Genomic DNA, 20,322 nt, shown 5'->3' with positions numbered 1-20,322 from the left:
GGGTCATCCGTTGAAGAGCGCGACCTTGAGCGCGCCGCTGTCGGCGGGACGTTCGAAGACGTCGTAGGCGTCCTGGATCTCGTCCAGCCCGAACCGGTGGGTCACGAGTCCCTCGGTGTCCAGGCGACCCTCGGCGAGCAGCCGCAGCAGCATCGGCGTCGACGAGGTGTCGACGAGACCCGTGGTGATGGTGACGTCCTTGATCCAGAGCCGCTCGAGGTGGAGCGCGGCGGGGGCGCCGTGGACCCCGACGTTGGCGACGGTGCCGCCGGCGCGCACCAGGTCGGTGCAGAGCTCGAAGGTCTCGGGGACGCCGACCGCCTCGATCGCGGTGTCGAAGCCCAGGCCGTCGGTCGCCGTCTTCATCGCGTCCAGCGCGGCGGCCGCGTCGGGGACGGCGAGGTCGGCCCCGGCCCGTTCGGCGGCCTCGCGGCGCCCGGGAGCGGGATCGACGACCACGATGCGCGACGGGGTCATCAGGCGCGCGGTGAGGACGGCGGCCAGACCGATCGGCCCGGCCCCGACGATGGCCACGGTCGAGCCCGGCGTGACGCGCCCGTTGCGGACGCCGATCTCGTACGCCGTCGGCAGGATGTCGGCGAGGAGCAGCGCCTGCTCGTCGCTGACCGAGGCGGGCAGGTGGTGCAGCGCGCGATCGGCGAACGGCACCCGCACCCGCTCGGCCTGGGTGCCGTCGATCAGGTGCCCGAGGTTCCACCCGCCACCCTGCAGGCACTGCCCGTCCAGGTTGTCCCGGCAGAAGCGGCACCGGCCGCAGCCCGCGACGCACGAGATGAGCACCCGGTCGCCGGCGGCGAAGCCGGACACCGCGGCACCGACGTCCAGCACCGTGCCGACCGCCTCGTGGCCGAGGACCCGGCCGGGCGTCACCTCGGGGACGTCGCCCTTGAGGATGTGCAGGTCCGTGCCGCAGATGGTGACCGCGTCGACCCGCACCACCGCGTCCTCGGGACCGGTGACGACGGGGTCGGGGACGTCGTGCCAGACGCGACGACCGGGGCCTTCGAAGGTGAGTGCTCTCATGACGTCCTCCTCCGTCCTGTGGCGACATCTCGAGCCTGCGCGCGATCCGGCGCGCGCGGCACGGCCGTGGGTCCCGTCGGCGTCGGGACGTTGTCCCCTCCCCGGCTGGGGCCGGCGGCGCGACCGTGGACCGGTCGACAGGAGGACGCCATGACCCACGACATCCAGGTCCACGACCTGCTCTCGCTCGACGGCGGGCTGCTGCCGTGACGGTCACCCGCGTCCCGGACTCCCTCGACCAGCTGCTCGAGCGGTGGGTCGAGGCAGGGGTGATCACGCCGGTACAGGCCGACGAGATGCGCGTCGTGGCCCAGTCGCCGGCGCCGCCGAGCCGGCGTACGCCGCTCGTGGAGGAGGCGCTGGCGTACGTCGGCGGCGCGGTCGCGCTCGCCGGGTGCGGACTGCTCGCGGCCTACTACTGGTCCGACCTCGCGTCCGGCGCCCGGCTCGGCGTCGTGCTCGGTGCCGCCGTGGCGCTGCTCCTCGGCGGTGCCGCCGTCCCCGACCGGCTGGGCAGCGCCGGCCGCCGGCTCCGGGGGGTCCTGTGGCTCGCGTCCACCGCGGCCTGGGCGGGTGCGGTCGCGGTGCTGCTCGGCGACGTGCTCTCGTCGGCGGACCTGCGCAACGAGACGGTCGTGGTCCTGGTCGCCGCGGCGACGCTCGCCTACGCGGCGGCGCTGTGGGCGGCGCTGCGCTACGGGCTGCAGCAGGCCGCCACCATGGCATCGGCGGCCCTCCTGGCTGCGGCCGTCGTGGATCGCCTCGACCTGCCGGGCGAGCCCGGCATGGGGGTGTGGGCGGTGGGTCTGCTCTGGGCGGCCCTGGGGCTCGCCCGCGTGCTGAGCCCGCCCGAGACGCCGGTGCTGCTCGGCGCCGGTACCGCCGTCCTGGGCGCGATGATGTCCTCGACCACGGACGCCGGGCTCGTCCTCGTGCTCGTCACGGTCGTCGGCGTCGTGGTCGCCGCCGTCGTCCGGCGCGATCTCGCCCTGCTCGCGCTCGGCGGCCTCGCGGCCCTGGTCAACGTCCCGGCGGCGATGGCGCGGTGGTTCAGCGACTCGACCGCCGCGGCGATCGCGCTCGTCGTCGTCGGTGCCGCGCTGGTCGCCCTGTCGGTGGTCATGGCCCGCCGCGGGGCCGGAGCCAGGTCCCCGGGGCCGGAACGATCGAGAGGAGCACGGTGATGGCCGACAGCGGATCGGGGGCCGCCGCGGGCGGTGGCGCCATCTACGGCCTGGGGATCTTCGGTGCGTGGGTGTGGTTCTGGCAGCAGGCCGACGGGTTCTGGTGGCACGTGCTGGCGGTGCTCGAGGGGCTGGTCTGGCCGGCGTTCGTGGTCCACGACGTGCTCGCGGCGCTCGACTGACGGGTCCCGACGAGGCGACCTGGCCGCGCCGGGCACCTGGTCCCCGCAGGCCCGGGCCCATCGGCCCTCGGCCGGCCCGGTGGTGCCTGCCTAGCGTCGGTGCATCCGATCAGCCCACGCCGATGTCGAGGAGTCGCACGTGAGCCACTCGTCCAGCAGCACCCCGTCCGCCCGGGTCATCCGGTGGCGCTACGGCACCGCCGTGCAGGCCGCCCGGATGCTCAACCGGATCGCCACCCCACGCCCGTGCGGCCCGCATGCGGCGGCGGAGGCCGGGGCGCGGCGCACGGTGTCCGCGCCCAACGACTGAGGGGTGCTCAGGGGAGCTGCACGTAGCCGTTGCGCATCTTCCACAGGAAGTAGCGCTCGAAGGCGACCTTCATCGCGTGCGACTGCGGCCCCGGGATGAGCAGGCCGTGCTTGCGGGGCGGCAGCATCTTGTCGGCCAGGATCACGACGCCGTTGTTGCCCGCGTCCATCACGCAGAGCGCCGGGATGTCCCCGAAGGGCTTCTCGTGGGTCGGCAGCTCGCCGCGCACCTGGGCGGCGATGTTCTCGGCCGCCGTCGCGGCCTGGGCCTCGGTCGGGAAACCGGTCTTCGGGATGCCGACCGGCACGGGGGTGGTCCACGGGACCTGCACTGCCGCGGCCACGCCGACGGCGTACACGTCGTCGAGCTTCTCGCTCTGGTAGGTCGGCCGGACCGGCACGAAGCCCTTCTCGTCGGTGAGGCCCTCGGTGCCGCTGAGGAACTCCTGGCCGAGGAAGGGCGGCACCACCATCCCGAAGGAGTAGGGGAGGACCTCGCCGTCGGCGAGCACCAGCGCGCCCTCCTCGACGTGGTCGATCGCGGTGGAGATCCGGGAGGCGATGCCCTGCCGCTCGAGGAACATTCCGAGCAGCTGCTCGCCGTGCGGCAGCCCACCGATGCCGAAGTGGCCGAGGAACGGCTCGGCGGTGACGTAGGTGAGCCGGACGTCGCGGTGCAGCCCGTTCTTCTTCAGCTGGTGGGCGGTGTTGAAGAGGAACTCGTACGCCGCACCGAAGCAGCCGGCCGACTGGGTCGCCGCGATCACGACGTCGCCCGGATCGGTGAGGAAGCGGCGCCAGGCCGTCAGCGTCTCCTGCGCCTGCGGCAGCGTGGTGATGGTGTGCGCGTGCTCGGCGAAGCCCGGAACGACGTTCTCGTCGTTGCGGTAGCCGGTGGCGATCACGAGGTAGTCGTAGGGCCGCGCCACGCCGTCCGCGGTGGTCACCGTGTGCGCGACCGGGTCGATCCCCGTCGCGGCGACGTGCACGAAGTCGATGTCGTGGTGCTCCAGGGTCGGGGCGACCACGAAGGTGATGTCATCGGTCGACCGCTTGCCGAAGGGCAGCCAGATCAGGCTCGGGGTGAAGAGGAAGCGGTCACTGGCGGCGACCACGGTGACGTCGACGTCACCGTGGAGCTCGTGCTTGATCTTGAGGGCGGCGGTCATCCCGCCGAAGTTGGCTCCCAGGACGATGATCTTCTTGCGCATGACTCCTCCTTCGTCAGGCCGGCTCGGCGACGACGGCGGGGTCCGACCCGCCGAGGTCGAGCCGGAAGGGTGGGTACTCGTCGGTCATCAGGGCGGCGTACGCCGCGACCCGCAGACCCCAGCGGTTGAGCCCGACGACGAGGTCGAAGATCGTGGCCGGGTAGGTGCCGGTGAAGAGCAGGGCGACGGCCGCGAAGAGGACGAGCAGCCCGACGAGACCCGCACTGCCGGCCTCGTGGACGCCGCCGAAGAACAGTCCGACGAGGAGGTACTGCGGAATCGCGAGGAGCCACCACTTGACGAGCACGAGCCCGCGCGACAGGTGCTCGGGATAGTCGATCTCGAGCCGCGCGGGGTAGTCGGGGTGCTCGCCGAGGCTGAACGGCGGGTAGCGGTCGGTGCCGAGGGCGTCGTACGCGTAGTAGCCCACGCGCCAGCTCCACCGGAGGACGCCGACGTTGAAGTCGAAGATGCCTCGCGGGTAGCGCCCCGTGAACAGGATCGCGAAGAAGGCCACGAGGCTGAGGACCGCGAAGGCGATCCAGAGGAACACCAGGACGATGCAGTGGGGGAGCGCCAGGATCCACTTCACCAACCACAGCCATCGCCGGAGATCGGTGTCCAGGTCGGCGTCGACCCGGACGGGGTAGGTGGTCGAGCTCATCGTCGGACTCCTTCCGCCGGTCGGTCGTTCCAGCGTCGCCGGAGGGCACCTCGACCGGCAGGGCACTAGGTCCCGGCCGCTGGGTGCCCGTCGGCCGTGGTCGCGAGGACCGCCGTCGAGCAGGGTGGGATCGGTGCACGAGGCCTGACGCCGAGAGTGAGGTGCCCGCGATGACCGCGGAAGTCGGTGACCGAGCGGCGGTGGACCTCGCGTACGCCGGCACCAGCCCGGACGTCCCGCTGCTGCGCCTCGAGCACCTCTCGAAGTCGTTCGGGGCCGTGCAGGCGCTCACCGACGTGACCCTCGACGTCCCGGTCGGGCAGGTGACCGCGCTGACCGGCGACAACGGTGCGGGGAAGTCGGTCCTGATCAAGTGCATCGCCGGCATCCACCGGCCGGACGAGGGCCGGCTGCTGTGGGAGGGGGACGAGGTGTCCTTCCGAGGCCCGCGGGATGCGGCCGCCCTCGGGATCGAGACCGTCTACCAGGACCTGGCGCTCTGCGACAACCTCGACGTCGCGCAGAACATGTTCCTCGGACGGGAGCGGCTGCGACACGGGCTGCTCGACCACGACGCGATGGAGCAGGCGGCGAGGGAGACACTCGCGAGCCTGTCCGTCAGCACGATCGCCTCGGTCCGGCAGCGGGTGGCGTCGCTCTCGGGTGGCCAGCGGCAGTCGGTGGCCATCGCGAGGTCCGTCCTGTGGCACTCCCGGCTCGTCATCATGGACGAGCCGACCGCGGCGCTCGGCGTCGCCCAGACCGCCGTCGTGCTCCAGCTGATCCGCCGGCTGGCCGGACGGGGCGTCGCCGTCGTCGTCATCTCGCACAACCTGAACGACGTGTTCGAGGTCGCCGACCGGATCGCCGTCCTCTACCTCGGGCGCCTGGCCGGCGTCCACCCGGTCGCGGAGCTCGACCGCCGGGCGGTCGTCGAGCTGATGACGACCGGACGCTCGGACCGCATCGGGTGACCCGGGACCGGGACGCGCAGCGCTCGTCTCAGTGCAGGAGGACCTTGAGCAACGCCACCAGCAGGCCGACGCCGGCGCCCGCGGCCGCGCTGGCGACCCGGCCCCCGAGGTCGAGCCCACCGCGCACGCCCGCGACGTAGCTGTAGGCGGTCAGCAGCGCGATGGTCGCGATGAGTGCCGCCCAGGCCGCGCCGCGCAGGTCGGCGCCGAGGAGCGTCGCGAGCAGCAGGACGACCAACGGCACGATCGAGGCGCCCAGGATCGGCAGGGTCTCCACCAACGCGTGCCGCAGAGCCGCGACGGGGTGGTGCCGATGGGTCAGCGACGACCCGATCGTCACCGCGTGGAGGTGCGCGATCCAGTAGACCGCGACGGTGCCGAGGATGGCGATGCTGAGCTGGCCGGTCGAGTCGACGTGCCCGGCGCCGTACGCGATGACGGCGGCGCAGACCACCGTGCCCGTGATCGCGCCCTCGCCGCCCCGCCGCAGGCCGAGCAGGTCGGGGCGGTCCGGGTCGCTAGGCATGCCCGAAAGTATCCAGCAGGGTCTCTCGTTCCGCAGGGGTCAGGTTGGTGCTGATCAGGGTGCTGTCGCGACCGTGGAAGCGCTCACCGAGCCGGTCGAGGTCGGCGTTCTCCGTGACCAGGAAGAGGGCGGAGGTGCCGGGCACGATCTCGGTGCGGATCCGGGCCAGGTCGTCCTTCGTGATCCCGGTCCCGTCGGTGGCCTTGGCGATCGCGCCGATCCCCGCGCCGAGGGCCGCGCCGGCGATCGGCACCATGAAGAGTGCGCCGCCGAGGATGCCCCAGAGGGCTCCCCAGCCCGCGCCCCGGGAGGCGCTGTCCCGCTTGTGCCGGGTGTCCGGCTTGTCGGCGCTCTCCGGCCAGGTGACCACCGCGTGGTCGACGATCGTCACCAGACCCTCGGTCTGCGCCGACATCAGGACCTTCTCGGCCCGCTCCGCGCCGTCGGGATCCTCGAACTTCCACACCGTGAACGCCGTCATCGCCCTGTCTCCCTCCGGCTCCCTCGAGGCTCCGAGCGTCCGGTCGGTGCGGGTGGGCGGTCGCCACCCGCTGGCGGGTGGTGGCTCTCAGCGAGCGGCGCCGGCGTGGTGCCGCCCGATCGGCAGCACCATCGGCCGGCCGGACACCGGATCGGGGACGACCTGGCTGTCCATGCCGAAGACCGCCCGGACCGTCTCGACGCTCAGCACGTCGGCGGGGTCGCCGGCCGCGTGCAGTCGTCCGTCGCGTACGGCGATGAGGTGGTCGGCGTACCGCGCCGCGAGGTTGAGGTCGTGCAGGACCATCACGATCGTGGTGCCGCGCTGCCGGTTGAGGTCGGTGAGCAGGTCCAGCACGTCGACCTGGTGGCTGACGTCGAGGAACGTGGTCGGCTCGTCGAGCAGCAGGATGTCGGTGTGCTGGGCGAGCGCCATCGCGATCCAGGTGCGCTGCCGCTGACCACCGGAGAGCTCGTCGACCGGCCGGTCCGCGAGCTCGAGGGTGTCGGTGAGGGTGAGCGCCTCGGCGACCGCCCGGTCGTCCTCGGCGCTCCAGCGGGACAGCACCCCCTGGTGCGGGCTGCGCCCGCGCGCGACCAGGTCGGCGACCACGATGCCCTCGGGCGCGATCGGCGACTGGGGGAGCAGGCCGAGGGTGCGCGCGACCTGCTTGGTCGGCAGCCGGTGCAGGTCCTTGCCGTCGAGGACGACCCGGCCGGTGCGCGGCGCGAGCAGCCGGGACATCGCCCGGAGCAGCGTCGACTTGCCGCAGGCGTTGGCCCCGACGATCGCGGTGATCCGGCCCGGCGGGACGGCGAGGTCGAAGGAGTCGACGACCACGCGGTCGCCGTACCCGAGGGTGACGTCCTCGACCTGGAGTGAGTGGTGTTCGGTCACAGCGAGCCTCCGGCCCGGTTGGTGCGGACGAGCAGGTAGAGCAGGAACGGCGCCCCGAGCGCACCGGTGATGACGCCGACGGGGTAGCGGTTGTCGAAGGCGAACTGCCCGGCCAGGTCGGCGCTCAGCACGAGCAGTGCACCGACCAGGGCGGCCGGGACCATCAGCGACGCGCCGCCGCCGACCAGCCGCGCGGCGATCGGCCCGGAGAGGAACGCTACGAACGCGATCGGCCCGGCCGCCGCGGTCGCGAAGGCGATCAGCGCCACCGCCGCGAGGATCGCCACCAGCCGGGTGCGCTCGACCCGGACCCCGAGCGCGGTCGCGGAGTCGTCGCCCTGCTGGAGCAGCGCGAGGCCCCGCGCCTGCGTCAGCAGCAGGGGTACGGCGAGCAGCATCGCGACCAGGAGGGGCCGGACGGTCGCCCACGACGCGTTGTTGAGGTTGCCGGTCAGCCAGCGCATCGCGGCCTGGATGTCCCAGACCGCGCCCCGCATCAGCACGTAGGCGATGACGCTGCGGAGCATGGCATCGACCCCGATGCCGATCAGGATCAGCCGGGTGCCGGCGACGCCGTCGCGGTAGGCGAGGACGTAGATGAGCAGCGCCGTGCCGAGCGCCGCCGGGATGGCGACGACGGAGACCGCGGTCGCGCCGAGCTCGTAGACGACGATCCCGATCACGGCCGCCGCGCTGGCGCCGGAGCTGATCCCGATGATGTCGGGGGAGGCGAGCGGGTTGCGCAGCATCGTCTGGAACGTGACGCCGCCGAGCCCGAACGCCGCGCCGGTCAGCACCGCCAGCGTCGCCCGCGGCAGCCGCAGCTCGCCGACGGTGAAGGACGCACCCGGCACGGTCTCGCCGCGGATCACGTCCCACACCTCGCCGGGCCCGTAGAAGGTGTTGCCGACCATCAGGCTGACGGCGTACACGCCGACGACCAGCAGGGCCAGCACGACCAGCACCACCAGGCGCCGCGTCGTACGCCGGCGGCGGCCGCGGGCGATCCGGCCCACCGCTGCGTCACGTGCTGCGTCGGGGTCGAGGACGGCGGTCACAGGGCACGCACCTTCTGCCGGCGGACGATCCAGATGAAGAAGGGCGCGCCGACGAACGCGGTGATGATGCCGACGTCGATCTCCTCGGGGCGGGCGATGACGCGGCCGACGACGTCGGCGACGGTCAGCAGGATGGCGCCCGCGACCGCGGCGAAGGGCAGCAGCCACCGGTGGTCGATCCCGATCAGCAGCCGGCACACGTGGGGCACGATCAGCCCGACGAAGGCGATCGGGCCCGCCACGGCCGTCGCGGCGCCGCAGAGGGTCACGGCGCCCACGAAGGCGAGCAGCCGGGTCGTCGCGACCCGTTCGCCCAGGCCGGCGGCGACGTCGTCGCCGAGGGCGAGCGAGTTGAGGCCCCGCGCGGCCGCCAGGCACACGGCCGCGCCGACGGCGAGGAAGGGCAGCACCTGCCCGATCCGCTCGTACGTCGCGCCGCCGACGCCGCCGATCTGCCAGTGCCAGTAGACGTTCATGACGTCGACCCGCGGCAGCAGGATCGCGCTGATCAGCGAGCTGAACGCGGCCGTGCTGGCCGCACCGGCCAGAGCCAGCTTGAGCGGCGTCGCCCCGCCGCGTCCCAGCGACCCGATCGCGTAGACGAACGTCGCGGCGAGCGCCGCCCCGGCGACCGCGACCCACAGGTAGGACGTGGGGGAGGAGAGGCCGAAGAAGACGATGCCGCTGACCACGGCGAGCGCTGCGCCCGAGGTGACCCCGAGGATGCCCGGGTCGGCGATCGGGTTGCGGGTGACGCCCTGCATCACGGCGCCGGCGAGGCCGAGGGCCGCGCCGACGAGGATCGCGAGCAGGGTGCGCGGGATCCGCTTGACGACCGCCGCCTGGCCGATGGTCTCCTCGTTGCCCGCGATGCCGTGGACGACGTCGTGCCAGCCGACGACGCGGGTGCCGAACGCGACCGAGGCCGCGCCCGCCAAGGCGAGCGCGACCAGGGCCACGAGCAACCAGGTGAGACGGGTGGTCACGCCTTCTCGGCCGCTGCCTCGAGCAGGTCGAAGTACTCGTCGATGCCCCAGCCGATCGACAGCGGCGACGGGTTCGCCGACGCGGCGAGCGGGGTCGAGTCCTCGAGGATCGCGATGGCGCCCTTCTTGATCGCGGGGATCTTCGAGAGCAGCGGGTCGTTCTGCAGCGTCTTGACCATGTCGCCGTTCGGGTCGCCGTACGTCACGAAGACGTCGACGTCGGCGAAGTCCTCGGGGTTCTCGGCGCTGCGGGTCACGTAGAACTCGTCGGTCTCGGCCGAGGCCTCCTCGACCACCTTCGGCATGGTCATGCCGACGCTCTCCATGAAGCCCGGGCGGGTGTCGTGGGTGGTGTAGAAGCCGACCTGGCTCAGGTCGTTGGGGTCGATGTAGGCGAACATCACGCTCTTGCCGGCGAGGGCCGGGTGCGCGGCGTAGGAGTCCGCAACCTGCTGGTCCAGGTCGGCGACGAGCTGCTCGCCCTCGGCGGACATGCCGAGTGCCTTGCTCTCCATCAGGATCATGTCCTCGACCGAGGTGCCCCACGCGACGTCGGGATAGGCGATCGTCGGCGCGATCTTGCTGAGCGTCTCGTACTCCTCCTTGGTGATGCCGGAGTACGCCGCGAGGATCACGTCGGGCTGGGTGTCGGCGACGGCCTCGAAGTCGATGCCCTCGGTCTCGTCGAAGAGCACCGGGGTGTCGGCGCCGAGCTCGGTGAGCTTGTCCTCGACCCAGGGGAGGACGCCGTCATCGTCGTCGTCGCCCCAGGTGGCCTTGCTCATGCCGACCGGCACGATGCCCAGCGCCAGCGGCACCTCGTGGTTGGCCCACGCGACGGTCGCCACCCGCTCGGGCTTCTCCTCGATCGTGGTCTCGCCGTACACGTGCTCGATGGTCACCGGGAACGCGTCGGTGGCCGCGGCGGTGCTCGAGTCGTCGGTCGCGCCGCTCGACTCGTCGCTGTCGCCGCAGGAGGTGAGCGTCAGGGCCAGGACGAGCGAGGCTGCCGCCGCCAGCAGGGTGCGCGTGGAACGCATCGTAGGTCTCCGATCATGATTAGGTTAGGCAAACCTAACGCATGGAGACGTCGTCGTGTCGATGTGCCCTCGGGTGGAACTCCTCACACGGAGCCCCGTCCGGCGTCCTGCGGCAGGATGGACCCATGGCCATCCACATCACCGGCGACGACCACGCCGACCAGGTCCTGACCGACGACCCGTTCGCGCTGCTGGTCGGGATGATGCTGGACCAGCAGTACCCGATGGAGCACGCGTTCCGCGGTCCGTCGAAGGTGCTCGACCGCTTCGGCACCCTCGAGCCGGCGCGGATCGCGGCGGCCGACCCGCAGGAGTTCGCGGCGCTGTGCGCCGTGCCACCGGCGATCCACCGCTTCCCGGGCTCGATGGCCGCGCGGCTGCAGGAGCTGGCCCGGATCGTCGAGGACGAGTACGACGGGCACGCGGAGCGGATCTGGGCCGAGGCGGCCGACGGCAAGGACCTGCTCAAGCGGATGCAGGCGCTGCCCGGCTTCGGCAAGCAGAAGGCGCAGATCTTCGTGGCGCTGGTGGCCAAGCAGCTCGGCGTACGACCGGACGGCTGGGAGGCGGCCGTCGGCGCATACGCCGAGGACGGCTTCCGGTCGGTCGCGGACGTCGTCGACGGCGCCAGCCTGCAGAAGGTGCGCGACTACAAGAAGGAGAAGAAGGCGGCCGCGAAGGCCGCTTCCTCCTGAGCGATCTCGCCGGACGGGCTGATTCGCGGGGGAGTGCGTGGATCTCAGGGTGCCCGTGGCAGAATGAGGTCCGCGGCTCTTGACGTCTCCGGGACGGGCCGCGCCCTGGATCGGTTCGACTGTCGTTTCACGAGAGGTGTTCGTGTCCTCGAACGCGCGCAAGATGCTCCCCGCCGAGGTGCTCACGCACCCTGCCATCGTGGCCCTGGTCGAGCGTGGCACCCCGACCGGCTCCATCAGCCCCGAGGAGGTCCGCCAGGCCAGTGAGGATGCCGCGGTCGCGCCGAAGCACCTCAAGGCGCTGCTCGGCCACCTCGCCGCGCTGGGGATCTCCGTGCAGCTGCCGGTGAGCACCGGCCGTGCCGTCGCCGCGACGCAGACCCGCAAGACCACCACCGCCAAGACGGCCGCCAAGAAGTCCGCGGCGCCGGCCAAGAAGGCCGCCGCTCCCGCGAAGAAGGCCGCCGCCAAGAAGGCCGCGTCGACCGAGGAGGTCGTCGAGGTCGAGGTGGAGGTGACCGAGGTCGTGATCGGCCCCGACGGCAAGAAGGTGCTGCCGGACGTCTCCGACGAGCAGTTCGAGAAGGACGTCAAGGCCGACCCGACGATCGAGGAGGACGAGAAGGAGGCCTCCTTCGTCGTCTCCGCCGCCGACGACACCGACGAGCCCGAGCAGCAGGTCATGGTCGCCGGCGCGACCGCCGACCCGGTCAAGGACTACCTCAAGCAGATCGGCAAGGTGCCCCTCCTCAACGCCGAGATGGAGGTCGAGCTCGCCAAGCGGATCGAGGCCGGCCTCTTCTCCGACGAGAAGCTCGCCAAGGGCTCCAAGGTGACCCCCAAGCTCCAGGAGGAGCTGGAGTGGATCGCCGAGGACGGCCGCCGCGCCAAGAACCACCTCCTCGAGGCCAACCTCCGCCTCGTCGTCTCGCTGGCCAAGCGCTACACCGGTCGCGGCATGCTCTTCCTGGACCTGATCCAGGAGGGCAACCTCGGTCTGATCCGGGCGGTCGAGAAGTTCGACTACACCAAGGGCTACAAGTTCTCGACCTACGCCACCTGGTGGATCCGGCAGGCGATCACCCGCGCGATGGCCGACCAGGCCCGCACCATCCGCATCCCGGTGCACATGGTCGAGGTCATCAACAAGCTCGCCCGCGTGCAGCGCCAGATGCTCCAGGACCTGGGCCGCGAGCCCACCCCGGAGGAGCTGGCCAAGGAGCTCGACATGACCCCCGAGAAGGTCATCGAGGTCCAGAAGTACGGCCGCGAGCCGATCTCGCTGCACACCCCGCTCGGCGAGGACGGCGACTCCGAGTTCGGTGACCTCATCGAGGACTCCGAGGCGATCGTCCCGGCCGACGCCGTCAGCTTCACGCTGCTCCAGGAGCAGCTGCACGCCGTCCTCGACACGCTCTCCGAGCGCGAGGCGGGCGTGGTGAGCATGCGCTTCGGCCTCACCGACGGCCAGCCCAAGACGCTCGACGAGATCGGCAAGGTCTACGGCGTGACCCGCGAGCGGATCCGCCAGATCGAGTCCAAGACGATGTCGAAGCTCCGCCACCCGAGCCGGTCGCAGGTCCTCCGCGACTACCTCGACTGAGCCGAGCCCCGCGCCATGACGGGCCGCACCGCGCAGCTGCGCAGTGCGGCCCGTTTCGCGTCCGGGCTCTACCTCGGCGAGGCCCGGGGCGCGTACGACGCCTACGTGCGCCGCAACCTCTTCGCCCGGCTGCGCTACGCACCCGGCCGTGACGACCCCTATCCGATCTACGAGCAGATCCGGGCGGGCGGCACCTTCTACACGACCGCGATGGGCAACCTCGCGACCGCCGACCACGCGGCCTGCAAGGAGATCCTGCGCAGCCGCCGGTGGGGCGTGCAGCCGGAGGGCGAGGACCCGCCGCCGGAGTTCGACCTCTCGTTCCTCGACCGCAACCCGCCCGACCACACCCGGCTGCGCCGGATCGCCGCCCCGGCCTTCAGCCCGCGCCGGATCGCCGAACTGCGCACCGGCGTCGAGAAGACCGTCGAGCGGCTCCTCGACGACGCGGAGCGCACGGAGGCGACCACGGGACGGTTCGACCTCGTTCCCACGCTCGCCGCGCCGCTGCCGATCGCGGTCATCTGCGACCTGCTCGGCATCCCCGACGCCGACACCGCGACGTTCAGCCGGTACGGCGCAGCGCTGGGCAGCGCTCTCTCGGGCATCCGTTCGCTCGGGCACGCCCGCGCCGTGATGGAGGCGGACGCCGCGATCGAGCGACTCTTCACCGATCTCTTCGAACGGCGTCGCCGCGAGCCGGCCGACGACCTGGTCAGCGAGCTGGTCGCCGCCGAGGACGCCGAGCAGGTGCGCCCGGCCGAGATGGTCCCGCTGTGCTCGCTGCTGCTGGTCGCCGGGTTCGAGACCACGGTCAACCTGGTCGGCAACGCCGTCAACGCGCTGCTCGACCACCCCGAGCAGTGGGGCGCGCTGGTCGACGACCCCGGCCTCGCCGGTGCGGCGGTCCAGGAGACCCTGCGCTGGGACGGCCCCGTCCAGCGCACCACCCGGGTCTCCTTCGACGACACCGAGGTCGGCGGCACCCCCGTCGCGCGCGGTCGCTGGGTCAACGTCCTGATCGGCGGCGCCGACCGCGACCCCGCGGTCTTCGCCCACGCCGACCGCTTCGACCTCACCCGCACCGACGGCGGCGACCACCTGGCCTTCTCCAGCGGCATCCACCACTGCGTCGGCCGGCCCCTCGCCGAGCTGGAGGCGACGGTCGCGATCCGGCAGCTCGCGGAGCGGATGCCGTCGCTGCGCCGCGCCGGCGCCGTACGACGGCGCAACGCGACCGTCATCCGGGGCCCGGTCGCGCTCCCCGTCGCGTGCCGCTGACCGGTCGTCCTGGCCGGCGCGCGACGATCGGTTGCAACCGGATCGGGGCTCGGGGAGTCTCAGAGGCATGAGTCTCGGGAAGCCCCTCCTCTCCGTCCTGGTCGCGGGCGCGGCGCTCGTCGCCCTCGTCGGCGCCCCGGCGGCCGCCGAGACCGCGGGCTACCGCGACCCGGCCGACGCGAGCGCCTCGCTCACCGACATCCGCCACGTGACGGTCCGTCACGGCGGCGACGGGATCGCGGTGGTGGTCCGCTTCACGGACCTGCGCCGCCGCTCCACCGGCGGGCCGGCGGGCCTGTCGGTCTTCTTCGACACCGTCGGCCGCCGGCGGGGGCCGGAGTTCCAGCTCGGCACCGGCCTCCAGGCGGGCACCGACTACCAGCTCGTGCGCTCGCGGCACCGCCGGGGCGTCGGCGACCCGATCGACTGCGACTACAGCGTCCGGCTCCGGTACGACGCCGACCGGATGGTCCTCCACGCCGACCGTGACTGCCTCGGCACGCCGGACCGGGTGCGGGTGGGCGTCCTGATGACCGACGAGTGGGACGGCAGTCACCCGGTCGAGGACTGGCTCGGCGAGCCGCGGTCGTGGACCGCCTGGCTGACGGCCGGCTGAGACGTCCTGGGCGGGCGGCTCAGCCCGCGGCGACGAGCGCGACCGCGACGGCACACAGCCCGAGCCCGACGCCCTGGGTGGCGTGGACGCGCTCGCGGAGCACCGTCGCGGCGAGCAGCACCGTGAAGGCGGGGTAGAGCGAGGTCACCACCGCCGCGACGGTCAGGTAGCCCTGGCGGGTCGCCACCTGGAAGAGGCCGGTCGCCAGCGCCCCGAGGGCGCCGCTGATGATCCCGCCCGCGGCGTACCGGTTGCGCGGCACCCAGTCCTGGCGCAGCGCCAGCGCGACGACGATGATCGCGCCGCCGGCGATGAGCTGGTTGAGGGCGAGCGGCAGGAAGCCCGCCTCCTCGGGGATCTGCGCGAGGGCGGCGAAGAGGGTGCCGAAGCCGAGACCGGCCAGGACGCCGTCGAGCAGGCCGGAGCCGATCGGAGCGTCATCGGGCTCGCGGGCGACCAGCCAGATGGCGGGGACGGCGAGGAGGATGCCGATCCAGACGGCCAGCTCGGGCCGCTCGCCACCCGCGACCCCGGCCACGACCGGGACCACGACGGCGCCGACGCCCGAGACGGGCGCGACCACCCCCATCCGGCCGCTGGCGAGGCCTCGGTAGAGGAAGGCGGTGCCGAAGCCGTTGCCGAGACCGGCGACCAGCGACCAGGCGAGATCGGTGCCGGTCGGGGAGCCGCCGTGGATCAGGGCGACGACGAGCACCAGGACCGTGCCGCCGAGCTGGGCCGTCAGCGAGACCGCCCACGGGCCGCCGCGCTTGGAGAAGAGGCCGCCGTTGAAGTCGCCGAGGCCGTACGACGCGGCCGCGAGCAGCGAGAGCAGGACGCTCACGTCGCCACCACCCCGGCGACCCAGACGAGGGTGGCGACGAGGGCGGCGGCGAGCTCGATGAGGATCGAGAGGCCGACCGCCCTGAGCGAGTGCAGCGTCGAGGGCCACGCCTCCCGGGCGCCGAGCCGGGCCGCCTCGGCCAGCCACACGCCGAGCACGAAGCCCAGGAAGAGGCCGACCACGGGGACGACGAAGAAGCCGACCACGCCCACCGCCACCCCGGCCCACTGGGTGGTGGCCGGGATGCCGGCGACCTGGAGGCGCCGGCCCGGGACGACGTACTTGACGACCGCCCCGGCGACGACGAGCGCGGTGGCCGCCGCGAAGACGGTCCACGCGGTCGCGCCGCCGGTCGCCCAGGCCCAGACGAGCACGCCCGCGACGACCAGGACCGATCCGGGCAGGATCGGGACGAGGATGCCGACCAGCCCCACCGCGACCAGGAGGGCGGCGACCAGTGTGGTGGCGGTCACGTCAGCACCCTCTCAGAGCAGCCACGCGCAAACACCGCGGCCCCGGACCGAGTGGTCCGGGGCCGCGGTGGAAGCGGGGGGAGTTGGGCTCAGCGCTCGTCGTCCGAGGCGCTGGCGGGGGTGTCGGACAGCTTGTGCGTCTCGTCGACGACGTTGGCGGCGATCTCCTTGAGCTTGTCACCGTGCTCGCGGGCGTGGTGGGCGCAGAAGAGGAGCTCGCCACCGGACTGGAGCTCCACACGAAGGTAGGCCTGGGCTCCGCAACGGTCGCAACGGTCCGCTGCGCTCAGCGCGGCGGCGCTGGGGGCAACTGCAGTGGTCACTTCGGCCTCATTTCTCTCACGTCGAGGACTGGTCCTCGGTGTCTGGCACAACGTACTGGTGGGTTCCAAGATTCCCCGGAAGGCCTTGTCGTCCAACGTCGTGTCAGTCACGTCATCCAATCATGGAGTCTCTTCCCCTATCGGCAGATTTCCATTCCTTGAAAGCCCTGCCGGTGAAGAAGATATGGTGCGGTTCAGGTGGTGCGTCGTGCTTCCGAGTCTGACGCGTGATGTCGTCGTCCCGTTGCGGATACCTCGACCCGAGACCGATCGTGTCCACATCGTGACGTGACCCACCGTCGTGGTGCTGCCCTGGTGCTGCTGGTGCGCTGCGCGGGTGCTGCTCGGGGAAGTGGCACTCACGCTAGACCTGCCGCAAGCAGGCGTGCCTTCATCGTGCCTCGGCGTGTCGCAGGTAGATTCGGAGGGCAGGTAAACATTGGATTTCGCCCCACCGTCCGCAGGAGCCCCACGATCGCCGACAACACGTACAGCGCCGCGCACCTCCTCGTCCTCGAGGGACTCGAGGCGGTCCGCAAGCGTCCCGGCATGTACATCGGGTCGACCGACACCCGCGGGCTCATGCACTGCCTGTGGGAGATCATCGACAACGGCGTCGACGAGGCGCTGGCCGGTGCGGCCCACCGCGTCGAGGTGACGCTCCATCCCGACGGCTCGGCCGAGGTCCACGACGACGGTCGCGGCATCCCGACCGACAAGGAGCCCAAGACCGGGCTCCCGGGCGTCGAGGTGGTCGCCACCAAGCTGCACGCCGGCGGCAAGTTCGGCGGCGGCTCGTACGTCGCCACGGGTGGTCTCCACGGCGTCGGCCTCTCGGTCGTCAACGCGCTGTCCTCGCGCATGGACATCGACGTGCAGCGCCCGCCCTCCGAGCAGGGCCTCTCCTTCCGCCACGGCGCCCCGGGCGTCTTCGCCGGCGACGGACCCGACGCGGCGTTCGAGCCCCGGTCGGGCCTCACCCGCAAGGGCTCCCGCGTGGCGAAGGGCAAGAGCGGCACCCGGATCAGGTTCTGGCCGGACACCCGGATCTTCACCAAGGACGCCACGTTCGTCTTCGACGAGCTGATCGGGCGGGCCCGCCAGACGTCGTTCATCGTCCCGGGGCTCGAGCTGGTCATCCGCGACCTGCGTGGCGAGACGCCGCGGGAGGAGAAGTTCCGCCACGACGGCGGCATCGCGGAGTTCGCCGACTTCCTCGCGCCCGACGAGCCGGTCACCGAGATCGTCCGCCTCCAGGGGGCCGACACGTTCACCGAGACCGTGCCGATGCTCGACGCCCAGGGCCACATGACGCCGCAGGAGGTCGAGCGCGAGCTGACCGTCGACGTCGCCGTCCGGTGGGGCACCGGCTACGAGACCGTGCTGCGCTCCTTCGTCAACGTGATCGCCACCCCCAAGGGCGGCACCCACGTCAGCGGCTTCGAGTCCGCGATCACCAAGACCTTCAACGACGCGATGAAGGCCAGCAAGGTGCTCAAGGTCAACGACGACGACGTCATCAAGGACGACGTGCTCGAGGGTCTCACCGGGGTCGTGACGGTGCGCCTCGCGGAGCCGCAGTTCGAGGGCCAGACCAAGGAGATCCTCGGCACGCCGGCCGCGCGGACCGTCGTGCGCCGCGTGGTGTCGGCCGAGCTCAAGAAGTTCCTCACCGCCACCAAGCGGGCCGAGAAGGAGCAGGCCAAGCGGGTCATGGAGAAGGTCGCCGCGGCGGCCAAGACCCGGCTGGCGGCCCGCCAGCACAAGGAGACGCAGCGGCGGAAGAACGCCCTGGAGTCCTCGGCGCTGCCCTCCAAGCTCGCCGACTGCCGCGCTGCCGACAACGACAAGACCGAGCTCTTCATCGTCGAGGGTGACTCGGCGCTCGGTACGGCGAAGCTGGCCCGCAACTCGGAGTTCCAGGCGCTGCTGCCGATCCGCGGCAAGATCCTCAACGTCCAGAAGGCCTCGGTCGGCGACATGCTGAAGAACGCCGAGTGCGCCTCGATCATCCAGGTCGTCGGTGCCGGCTCGGGCCGCACCTTCGAGCTCGAGGCCCGCCGCTACGGCCGGATCATCTTCATGGCCGACGCCGACTCCGACGGCGCGCACATCCGCTGCCTGCTGGCGACCCTCTTCTACAAGTACATGCCCGACCTGATCGCCGACGGCCGCGTCTACACCGCTGTGCCGCCGCTGCACCGGATCGAGATCTCCAACCCGCGCAAGGGCCAGGACAAGTACGTCTACACCTACTCCGACGCCGACCTGCAGCGGAAGCTGGCGGAGCTGAAGAAGAAGAACGTGAAGTGGAAGGACCCGGTCCAGCGCTACAAGGGCCTCGGTGAGATGGACGCCGACCAGCTGGCCGAGACCACCATGGACCCCCGTCACCGCACCCTGCGCCGCCTCACCGTCGACGACGCCGAGAGTGCGACCGGCGTCTTCGAGCTGCTGATGGGCTCCGAGGTCGCCCCGCGCAAGGAGTTCATCGTCCAGGGCGCCTATGAGGTCGACATGGAGACGCTCGACGCCTGACCCGGTTACGGTGAGGTGTGCTGATCACACTTCTCGGGGTCCTCGTCGGCATCCTGGCCGTCTTCGTCGTGCTCACGGTCGCCTACCGCGTCGTCCGCTACGCCGTCCGCGACGGCATCGTGGACGCCCAGCGTCGGATCGACGCCGAGCGGGACCGCGCGCAGGCGCGGTCGAGCGAGCCGACGACGCCGCGCTGATCAGCCGCGCTCGCGGCGGTGCTTCTCCTCCTGGTCGCGCAGGACCAGGGGCGAGGTGAAGATGTAGAGCGGCTCGCGGTCGCCCCAGGCGGGGACGACGCCGACGAAGTCGTAGCTCTGGTTGGTGGTGAGCTCGATCATCGTCGCCTCGACGTAGTGGTGCTCGGGCGCGCCCGAGCGTCCTCGGTAGTGGCCGCGTCCGACGGCGACCATGTCCGAGTGCGTGAGGAGGTTGTAGTCGGCCATCGGCTCCCTCATCGGCCGGGACGCCCGCGGGTTGAGGCGTGCGTCCCGGCCGACGGCTCCTACGCGACCGGCGGGCAGTGGACCCGCGGGTTCCAGTCGTCGAACAGCCCGGACGGGTTGTGCTTCCACGCCCACAGGTGGAGCTCGTAGAAGGGCGGCAGGCCGTAGCGGTTGTCGGCGCCCTGGAGCTCGAAGGCGCGGCCGAAGAGGTGCGGCTTGCCCGTGGGGTGGTGCTTGCGCCAGGCCGAGCGGAAGACGACGTACTCGACGGCGACCAGGCGCTTGCCCTGCTCGGTGGGCTCGTAGACGAGCGCCTCCGGGTGGCCCGCGCGGGCCTTCGCGTCCGAGACGGCGTCGCCGTCGACCAGGTGGACGCCCATCCCGCCTGCCGGGTCGTCGATGCAGGCGATGCCGGCGGCGTCCTTCAGGAGGGCGTACCCGTCCCGCTTCGCCCGGTGCGGTGACCGGTACTTCGCGGTCGCGTCGCGCACCTGCTGCACCTGGGCGTGCACGCCGCTCCGGCCCGCCGGCGGCTCGGGGAAGGGCATCGCGCTGGCGGCGGCCGGCGCGAGCACGACGGCGGCGGCGAGCGCGGCGGCCGTCCGACGCAGGGCCGTCATCACGCGCCCTCCGTGACCTGGTAGACCTCGTCCGCCACGAGCCCGTGCGCTTCGCGGTGCACGGTCGAGGCGGTCTCGGCGTCCGGCGCTTCGACGAGGCAGAAGATCTTGCCCTGGCCCTCGTCGACCCAGTAGCGCAGGTAGCTGACGTCGTACGTCCCCTGCGTCTGGAGGTCCTGCTTGTGGGCGTGGGCGACGTCGTCGATCGACACCCCGCCGCTGATGTGGTGCACATCCAGGTAGAGCGGCATCGGCCTGCTCCTCTCATCCGTTGTCTGACCGGACGAGACTCGCGCCGCGGCGGGGGTCGGCGAATCGGTGAGCCACCCC

25 protein-coding genes are annotated in these 20,322 nt (G+C 72.0%); 10 read left to right on the top strand and 15 right to left on the bottom strand.

All coding sequences use genetic code 11. The annotated features are described in order from the left end of the window. Positions 1 to 3: 3 nt before the first annotated feature. Positions 4 to 1,044, bottom strand: a complete 1,041-nt coding sequence (locus tag K8U61_RS23890; RefSeq protein WP_224125520.1) for an alcohol dehydrogenase catalytic domain-containing protein — start codon at positions 1,042 to 1,044, stop codon at positions 4 to 6. 206 nt (positions 1,045 to 1,250) lie between these two features. On the opposite strand from K8U61_RS23890, the gene K8U61_RS23885 reads away from it, so the two are divergent. From K8U61_RS23885 to K8U61_RS23875, 3 genes are all read left to right on the top strand, one after another. After that, entirely contained in the window at positions 1,251 to 2,228 is a 978-nt protein-coding gene (locus K8U61_RS23885) for a DUF2157 domain-containing protein (protein ID WP_224125519.1), read from the top strand. After that, positions 2,228 to 2,410, top strand: coding sequence for a hypothetical protein (locus tag K8U61_RS23880; RefSeq protein ID WP_224125518.1), 183 nt, complete (start codon positions 2,228 to 2,230; stop codon positions 2,408 to 2,410). Before K8U61_RS23885 ends, K8U61_RS23880 begins: the two co-directional genes overlap by 1 nt. Before the next feature lie 139 nt (positions 2,411 to 2,549). Further along, a complete protein-coding gene (locus K8U61_RS23875; RefSeq protein WP_224125517.1) occupies positions 2,550 to 2,720 on the top strand; it encodes a hypothetical protein in 171 nt (56 codons plus the stop codon). A gap of 7 nt (positions 2,721 to 2,727) precedes the next feature. On the opposite strand, the gene K8U61_RS23870 is transcribed toward K8U61_RS23875, so the two are convergent. Next, positions 2,728 to 3,930 carry an NAD(P)/FAD-dependent oxidoreductase gene (locus tag K8U61_RS23870; RefSeq protein WP_224125516.1) on the bottom strand — a complete coding sequence of 401 codons (1,203 nt, stop codon included), beginning with the start codon at positions 3,928 to 3,930 and terminating at the stop codon, positions 2,728 to 2,730. Positions 3,931 to 3,943: 13 nt separating this feature from the next. Next, complete coding sequence (locus K8U61_RS23865) at positions 3,944 to 4,594, bottom strand: DUF4389 domain-containing protein (protein ID WP_224125515.1); 651 nt, start codon at positions 4,592 to 4,594, stop codon at positions 3,944 to 3,946. A 170-nt stretch (positions 4,595 to 4,764) separates the two neighbouring features. Here K8U61_RS23865 and K8U61_RS23860 point away from each other — a divergent pair, with 170 nt between their 5' ends. Further along, positions 4,765 to 5,568: an ATP-binding cassette domain-containing protein gene (locus tag K8U61_RS23860; RefSeq protein WP_224125514.1), complete on the top strand. Its 804-nt coding sequence runs from the start codon at positions 4,765 to 4,767 to the stop codon at positions 5,566 to 5,568. A 28-nt stretch (positions 5,569 to 5,596) separates the two neighbouring features. Here K8U61_RS23860 and K8U61_RS23855 read toward each other — a convergent pair whose 3' ends face one another. The 6 genes from K8U61_RS23855 to K8U61_RS23830 form a co-directional block, all read right to left on the bottom strand. Beyond that, positions 5,597 to 6,094, bottom strand: a complete 498-nt coding sequence (locus tag K8U61_RS23855) for a hypothetical protein (protein WP_224125513.1) — start codon at positions 6,092 to 6,094, stop codon at positions 5,597 to 5,599. Then, positions 6,087 to 6,575: a DUF1269 domain-containing protein gene (locus K8U61_RS23850; RefSeq protein ID WP_224125512.1), complete on the bottom strand. Its 489-nt coding sequence runs from the start codon at positions 6,573 to 6,575 to the stop codon at positions 6,087 to 6,089. Before K8U61_RS23850 ends, K8U61_RS23855 begins: the two co-directional genes overlap by 8 nt. Before the next feature lie 87 nt (positions 6,576 to 6,662). Next, positions 6,663 to 7,472 (bottom strand): ABC transporter ATP-binding protein, encoded by an 810-nt coding sequence (locus K8U61_RS23845; protein WP_224125511.1) that lies wholly within the window; start codon positions 7,470 to 7,472, stop codon positions 6,663 to 6,665. After that, positions 7,469 to 8,530 carry a FecCD family ABC transporter permease gene (locus K8U61_RS23840; RefSeq protein ID WP_224125510.1) on the bottom strand — a complete coding sequence of 354 codons (1,062 nt, stop codon included), beginning with the start codon at positions 8,528 to 8,530 and terminating at the stop codon, positions 7,469 to 7,471. The genes K8U61_RS23845 and K8U61_RS23840 overlap by 4 nt, the downstream gene beginning before the upstream one ends. Next, positions 8,527 to 9,516 (bottom strand): FecCD family ABC transporter permease, encoded by a 990-nt coding sequence (locus tag K8U61_RS23835; RefSeq protein WP_224125509.1) that lies wholly within the window; start codon positions 9,514 to 9,516, stop codon positions 8,527 to 8,529. Before K8U61_RS23835 ends, K8U61_RS23840 begins: the two co-directional genes overlap by 4 nt. Beyond that, on the bottom strand, positions 9,513 to 10,556 hold the full coding sequence (locus tag K8U61_RS23830; protein ID WP_224125508.1) for an iron-siderophore ABC transporter substrate-binding protein: 1,044 nt from the start codon (positions 10,554 to 10,556) through the stop codon (positions 9,513 to 9,515). Before K8U61_RS23830 ends, K8U61_RS23835 begins: the two co-directional genes overlap by 4 nt. 125 nt (positions 10,557 to 10,681) lie before the next feature. Between K8U61_RS23830 and K8U61_RS23825 the strand changes: the two genes are divergently transcribed. The 4 genes from K8U61_RS23825 (at position 10,682) to K8U61_RS23810 (ending at position 14,751) form a co-directional block, all read left to right on the top strand. Further along, a complete protein-coding gene (locus K8U61_RS23825) occupies positions 10,682 to 11,251 on the top strand; it encodes an HhH-GPD-type base excision DNA repair protein (RefSeq protein WP_224125507.1) in 570 nt (189 codons plus the stop codon). A 136-nt stretch (positions 11,252 to 11,387) separates the two neighbouring features. Continuing rightward, positions 11,388 to 12,854 carry an RNA polymerase sigma factor gene (locus tag K8U61_RS23820; protein WP_224125506.1) on the top strand — a complete coding sequence of 489 codons (1,467 nt, stop codon included), beginning with the start codon at positions 11,388 to 11,390 and terminating at the stop codon, positions 12,852 to 12,854. Between the two features lie 15 nt (positions 12,855 to 12,869). After that, the gene (locus K8U61_RS23815; protein ID WP_224125505.1) at positions 12,870 to 14,135 is read left to right on the top strand and encodes a cytochrome P450; all 1,266 of its coding nucleotides are present in this window, start codon (positions 12,870 to 12,872) and stop codon (positions 14,133 to 14,135) included. 67 nt (positions 14,136 to 14,202) lie between these two features. Continuing rightward, positions 14,203 to 14,751 carry a hypothetical protein gene (locus tag K8U61_RS23810; protein ID WP_224125504.1) on the top strand — a complete coding sequence of 183 codons (549 nt, stop codon included), beginning with the start codon at positions 14,203 to 14,205 and terminating at the stop codon, positions 14,749 to 14,751. A 19-nt stretch (positions 14,752 to 14,770) separates the two neighbouring features. Here the strand turns inward: K8U61_RS23810 and K8U61_RS23805 are convergent, their stop codons facing one another. The 3 genes from K8U61_RS23805 to K8U61_RS23795 form a co-directional block, all read right to left on the bottom strand. Beyond that, the gene (locus K8U61_RS23805) at positions 14,771 to 15,595 is read right to left on the bottom strand and encodes an EamA family transporter (RefSeq protein ID WP_224125503.1); all 825 of its coding nucleotides are present in this window, start codon (positions 15,593 to 15,595) and stop codon (positions 14,771 to 14,773) included. Further along, positions 15,592 to 16,068, bottom strand: a complete 477-nt coding sequence (locus K8U61_RS23800) for a DUF456 domain-containing protein (protein WP_224125502.1) — start codon at positions 16,066 to 16,068, stop codon at positions 15,592 to 15,594. Before K8U61_RS23800 ends, K8U61_RS23805 begins: the two co-directional genes overlap by 4 nt. Positions 16,069 to 16,157: 89 nt before the next feature. Next, positions 16,158 to 16,391, bottom strand: coding sequence for a DUF7455 domain-containing protein (locus K8U61_RS23795; protein WP_224125501.1), 234 nt, complete (start codon positions 16,389 to 16,391; stop codon positions 16,158 to 16,160). 549 nt (positions 16,392 to 16,940) lie between these two features. Here K8U61_RS23795 and K8U61_RS23790 point away from each other — a divergent pair. Beyond that, positions 16,941 to 18,929 carry a DNA gyrase/topoisomerase IV subunit B gene (locus tag K8U61_RS23790; RefSeq protein ID WP_224125500.1) on the top strand — a complete coding sequence of 663 codons (1,989 nt, stop codon included), beginning with the start codon at positions 16,941 to 16,943 and terminating at the stop codon, positions 18,927 to 18,929. A 17-nt stretch (positions 18,930 to 18,946) separates the two neighbouring features. Next, entirely contained in the window at positions 18,947 to 19,126 is a 180-nt protein-coding gene (locus tag K8U61_RS23785) for a hypothetical protein (RefSeq protein WP_224125499.1), read from the top strand. Here the strand turns inward: K8U61_RS23785 and K8U61_RS23780 are convergent, their stop codons facing one another. The 3 genes from K8U61_RS23780 to K8U61_RS23770 are packed head-to-tail and all read right to left on the bottom strand — an operon-like array spanning position 19,127 to position 20,243. After that, on the bottom strand, positions 19,127 to 19,372 hold the full coding sequence (locus tag K8U61_RS23780; RefSeq protein ID WP_224125498.1) for a hypothetical protein: 246 nt from the start codon (positions 19,370 to 19,372) through the stop codon (positions 19,127 to 19,129). A 59-nt stretch (positions 19,373 to 19,431) separates the two neighbouring features. Further along, entirely contained in the window at positions 19,432 to 19,992 is a 561-nt protein-coding gene (locus K8U61_RS23775) for a hypothetical protein (protein WP_224125497.1), read from the bottom strand. Then, positions 19,992 to 20,243: a DUF4242 domain-containing protein gene (locus tag K8U61_RS23770; RefSeq protein WP_224125496.1), complete on the bottom strand. Its 252-nt coding sequence runs from the start codon at positions 20,241 to 20,243 to the stop codon at positions 19,992 to 19,994. The genes K8U61_RS23775 and K8U61_RS23770 overlap by 1 nt, the downstream gene beginning before the upstream one ends. Between the last annotated feature and the right edge of the window lie 79 nt (positions 20,244 to 20,322).

This window comes from Nocardioides mangrovi, assembly GCF_020073815.1.
Taxonomy (GTDB): domain Bacteria; phylum Actinomycetota; class Actinomycetes; order Propionibacteriales; family Nocardioidaceae; genus Nocardioides; species Nocardioides mangrovi.
Note: the sequence above shows the minus strand (reverse complement) of the source record. Positions and strands in the feature narration are given on the sequence as shown.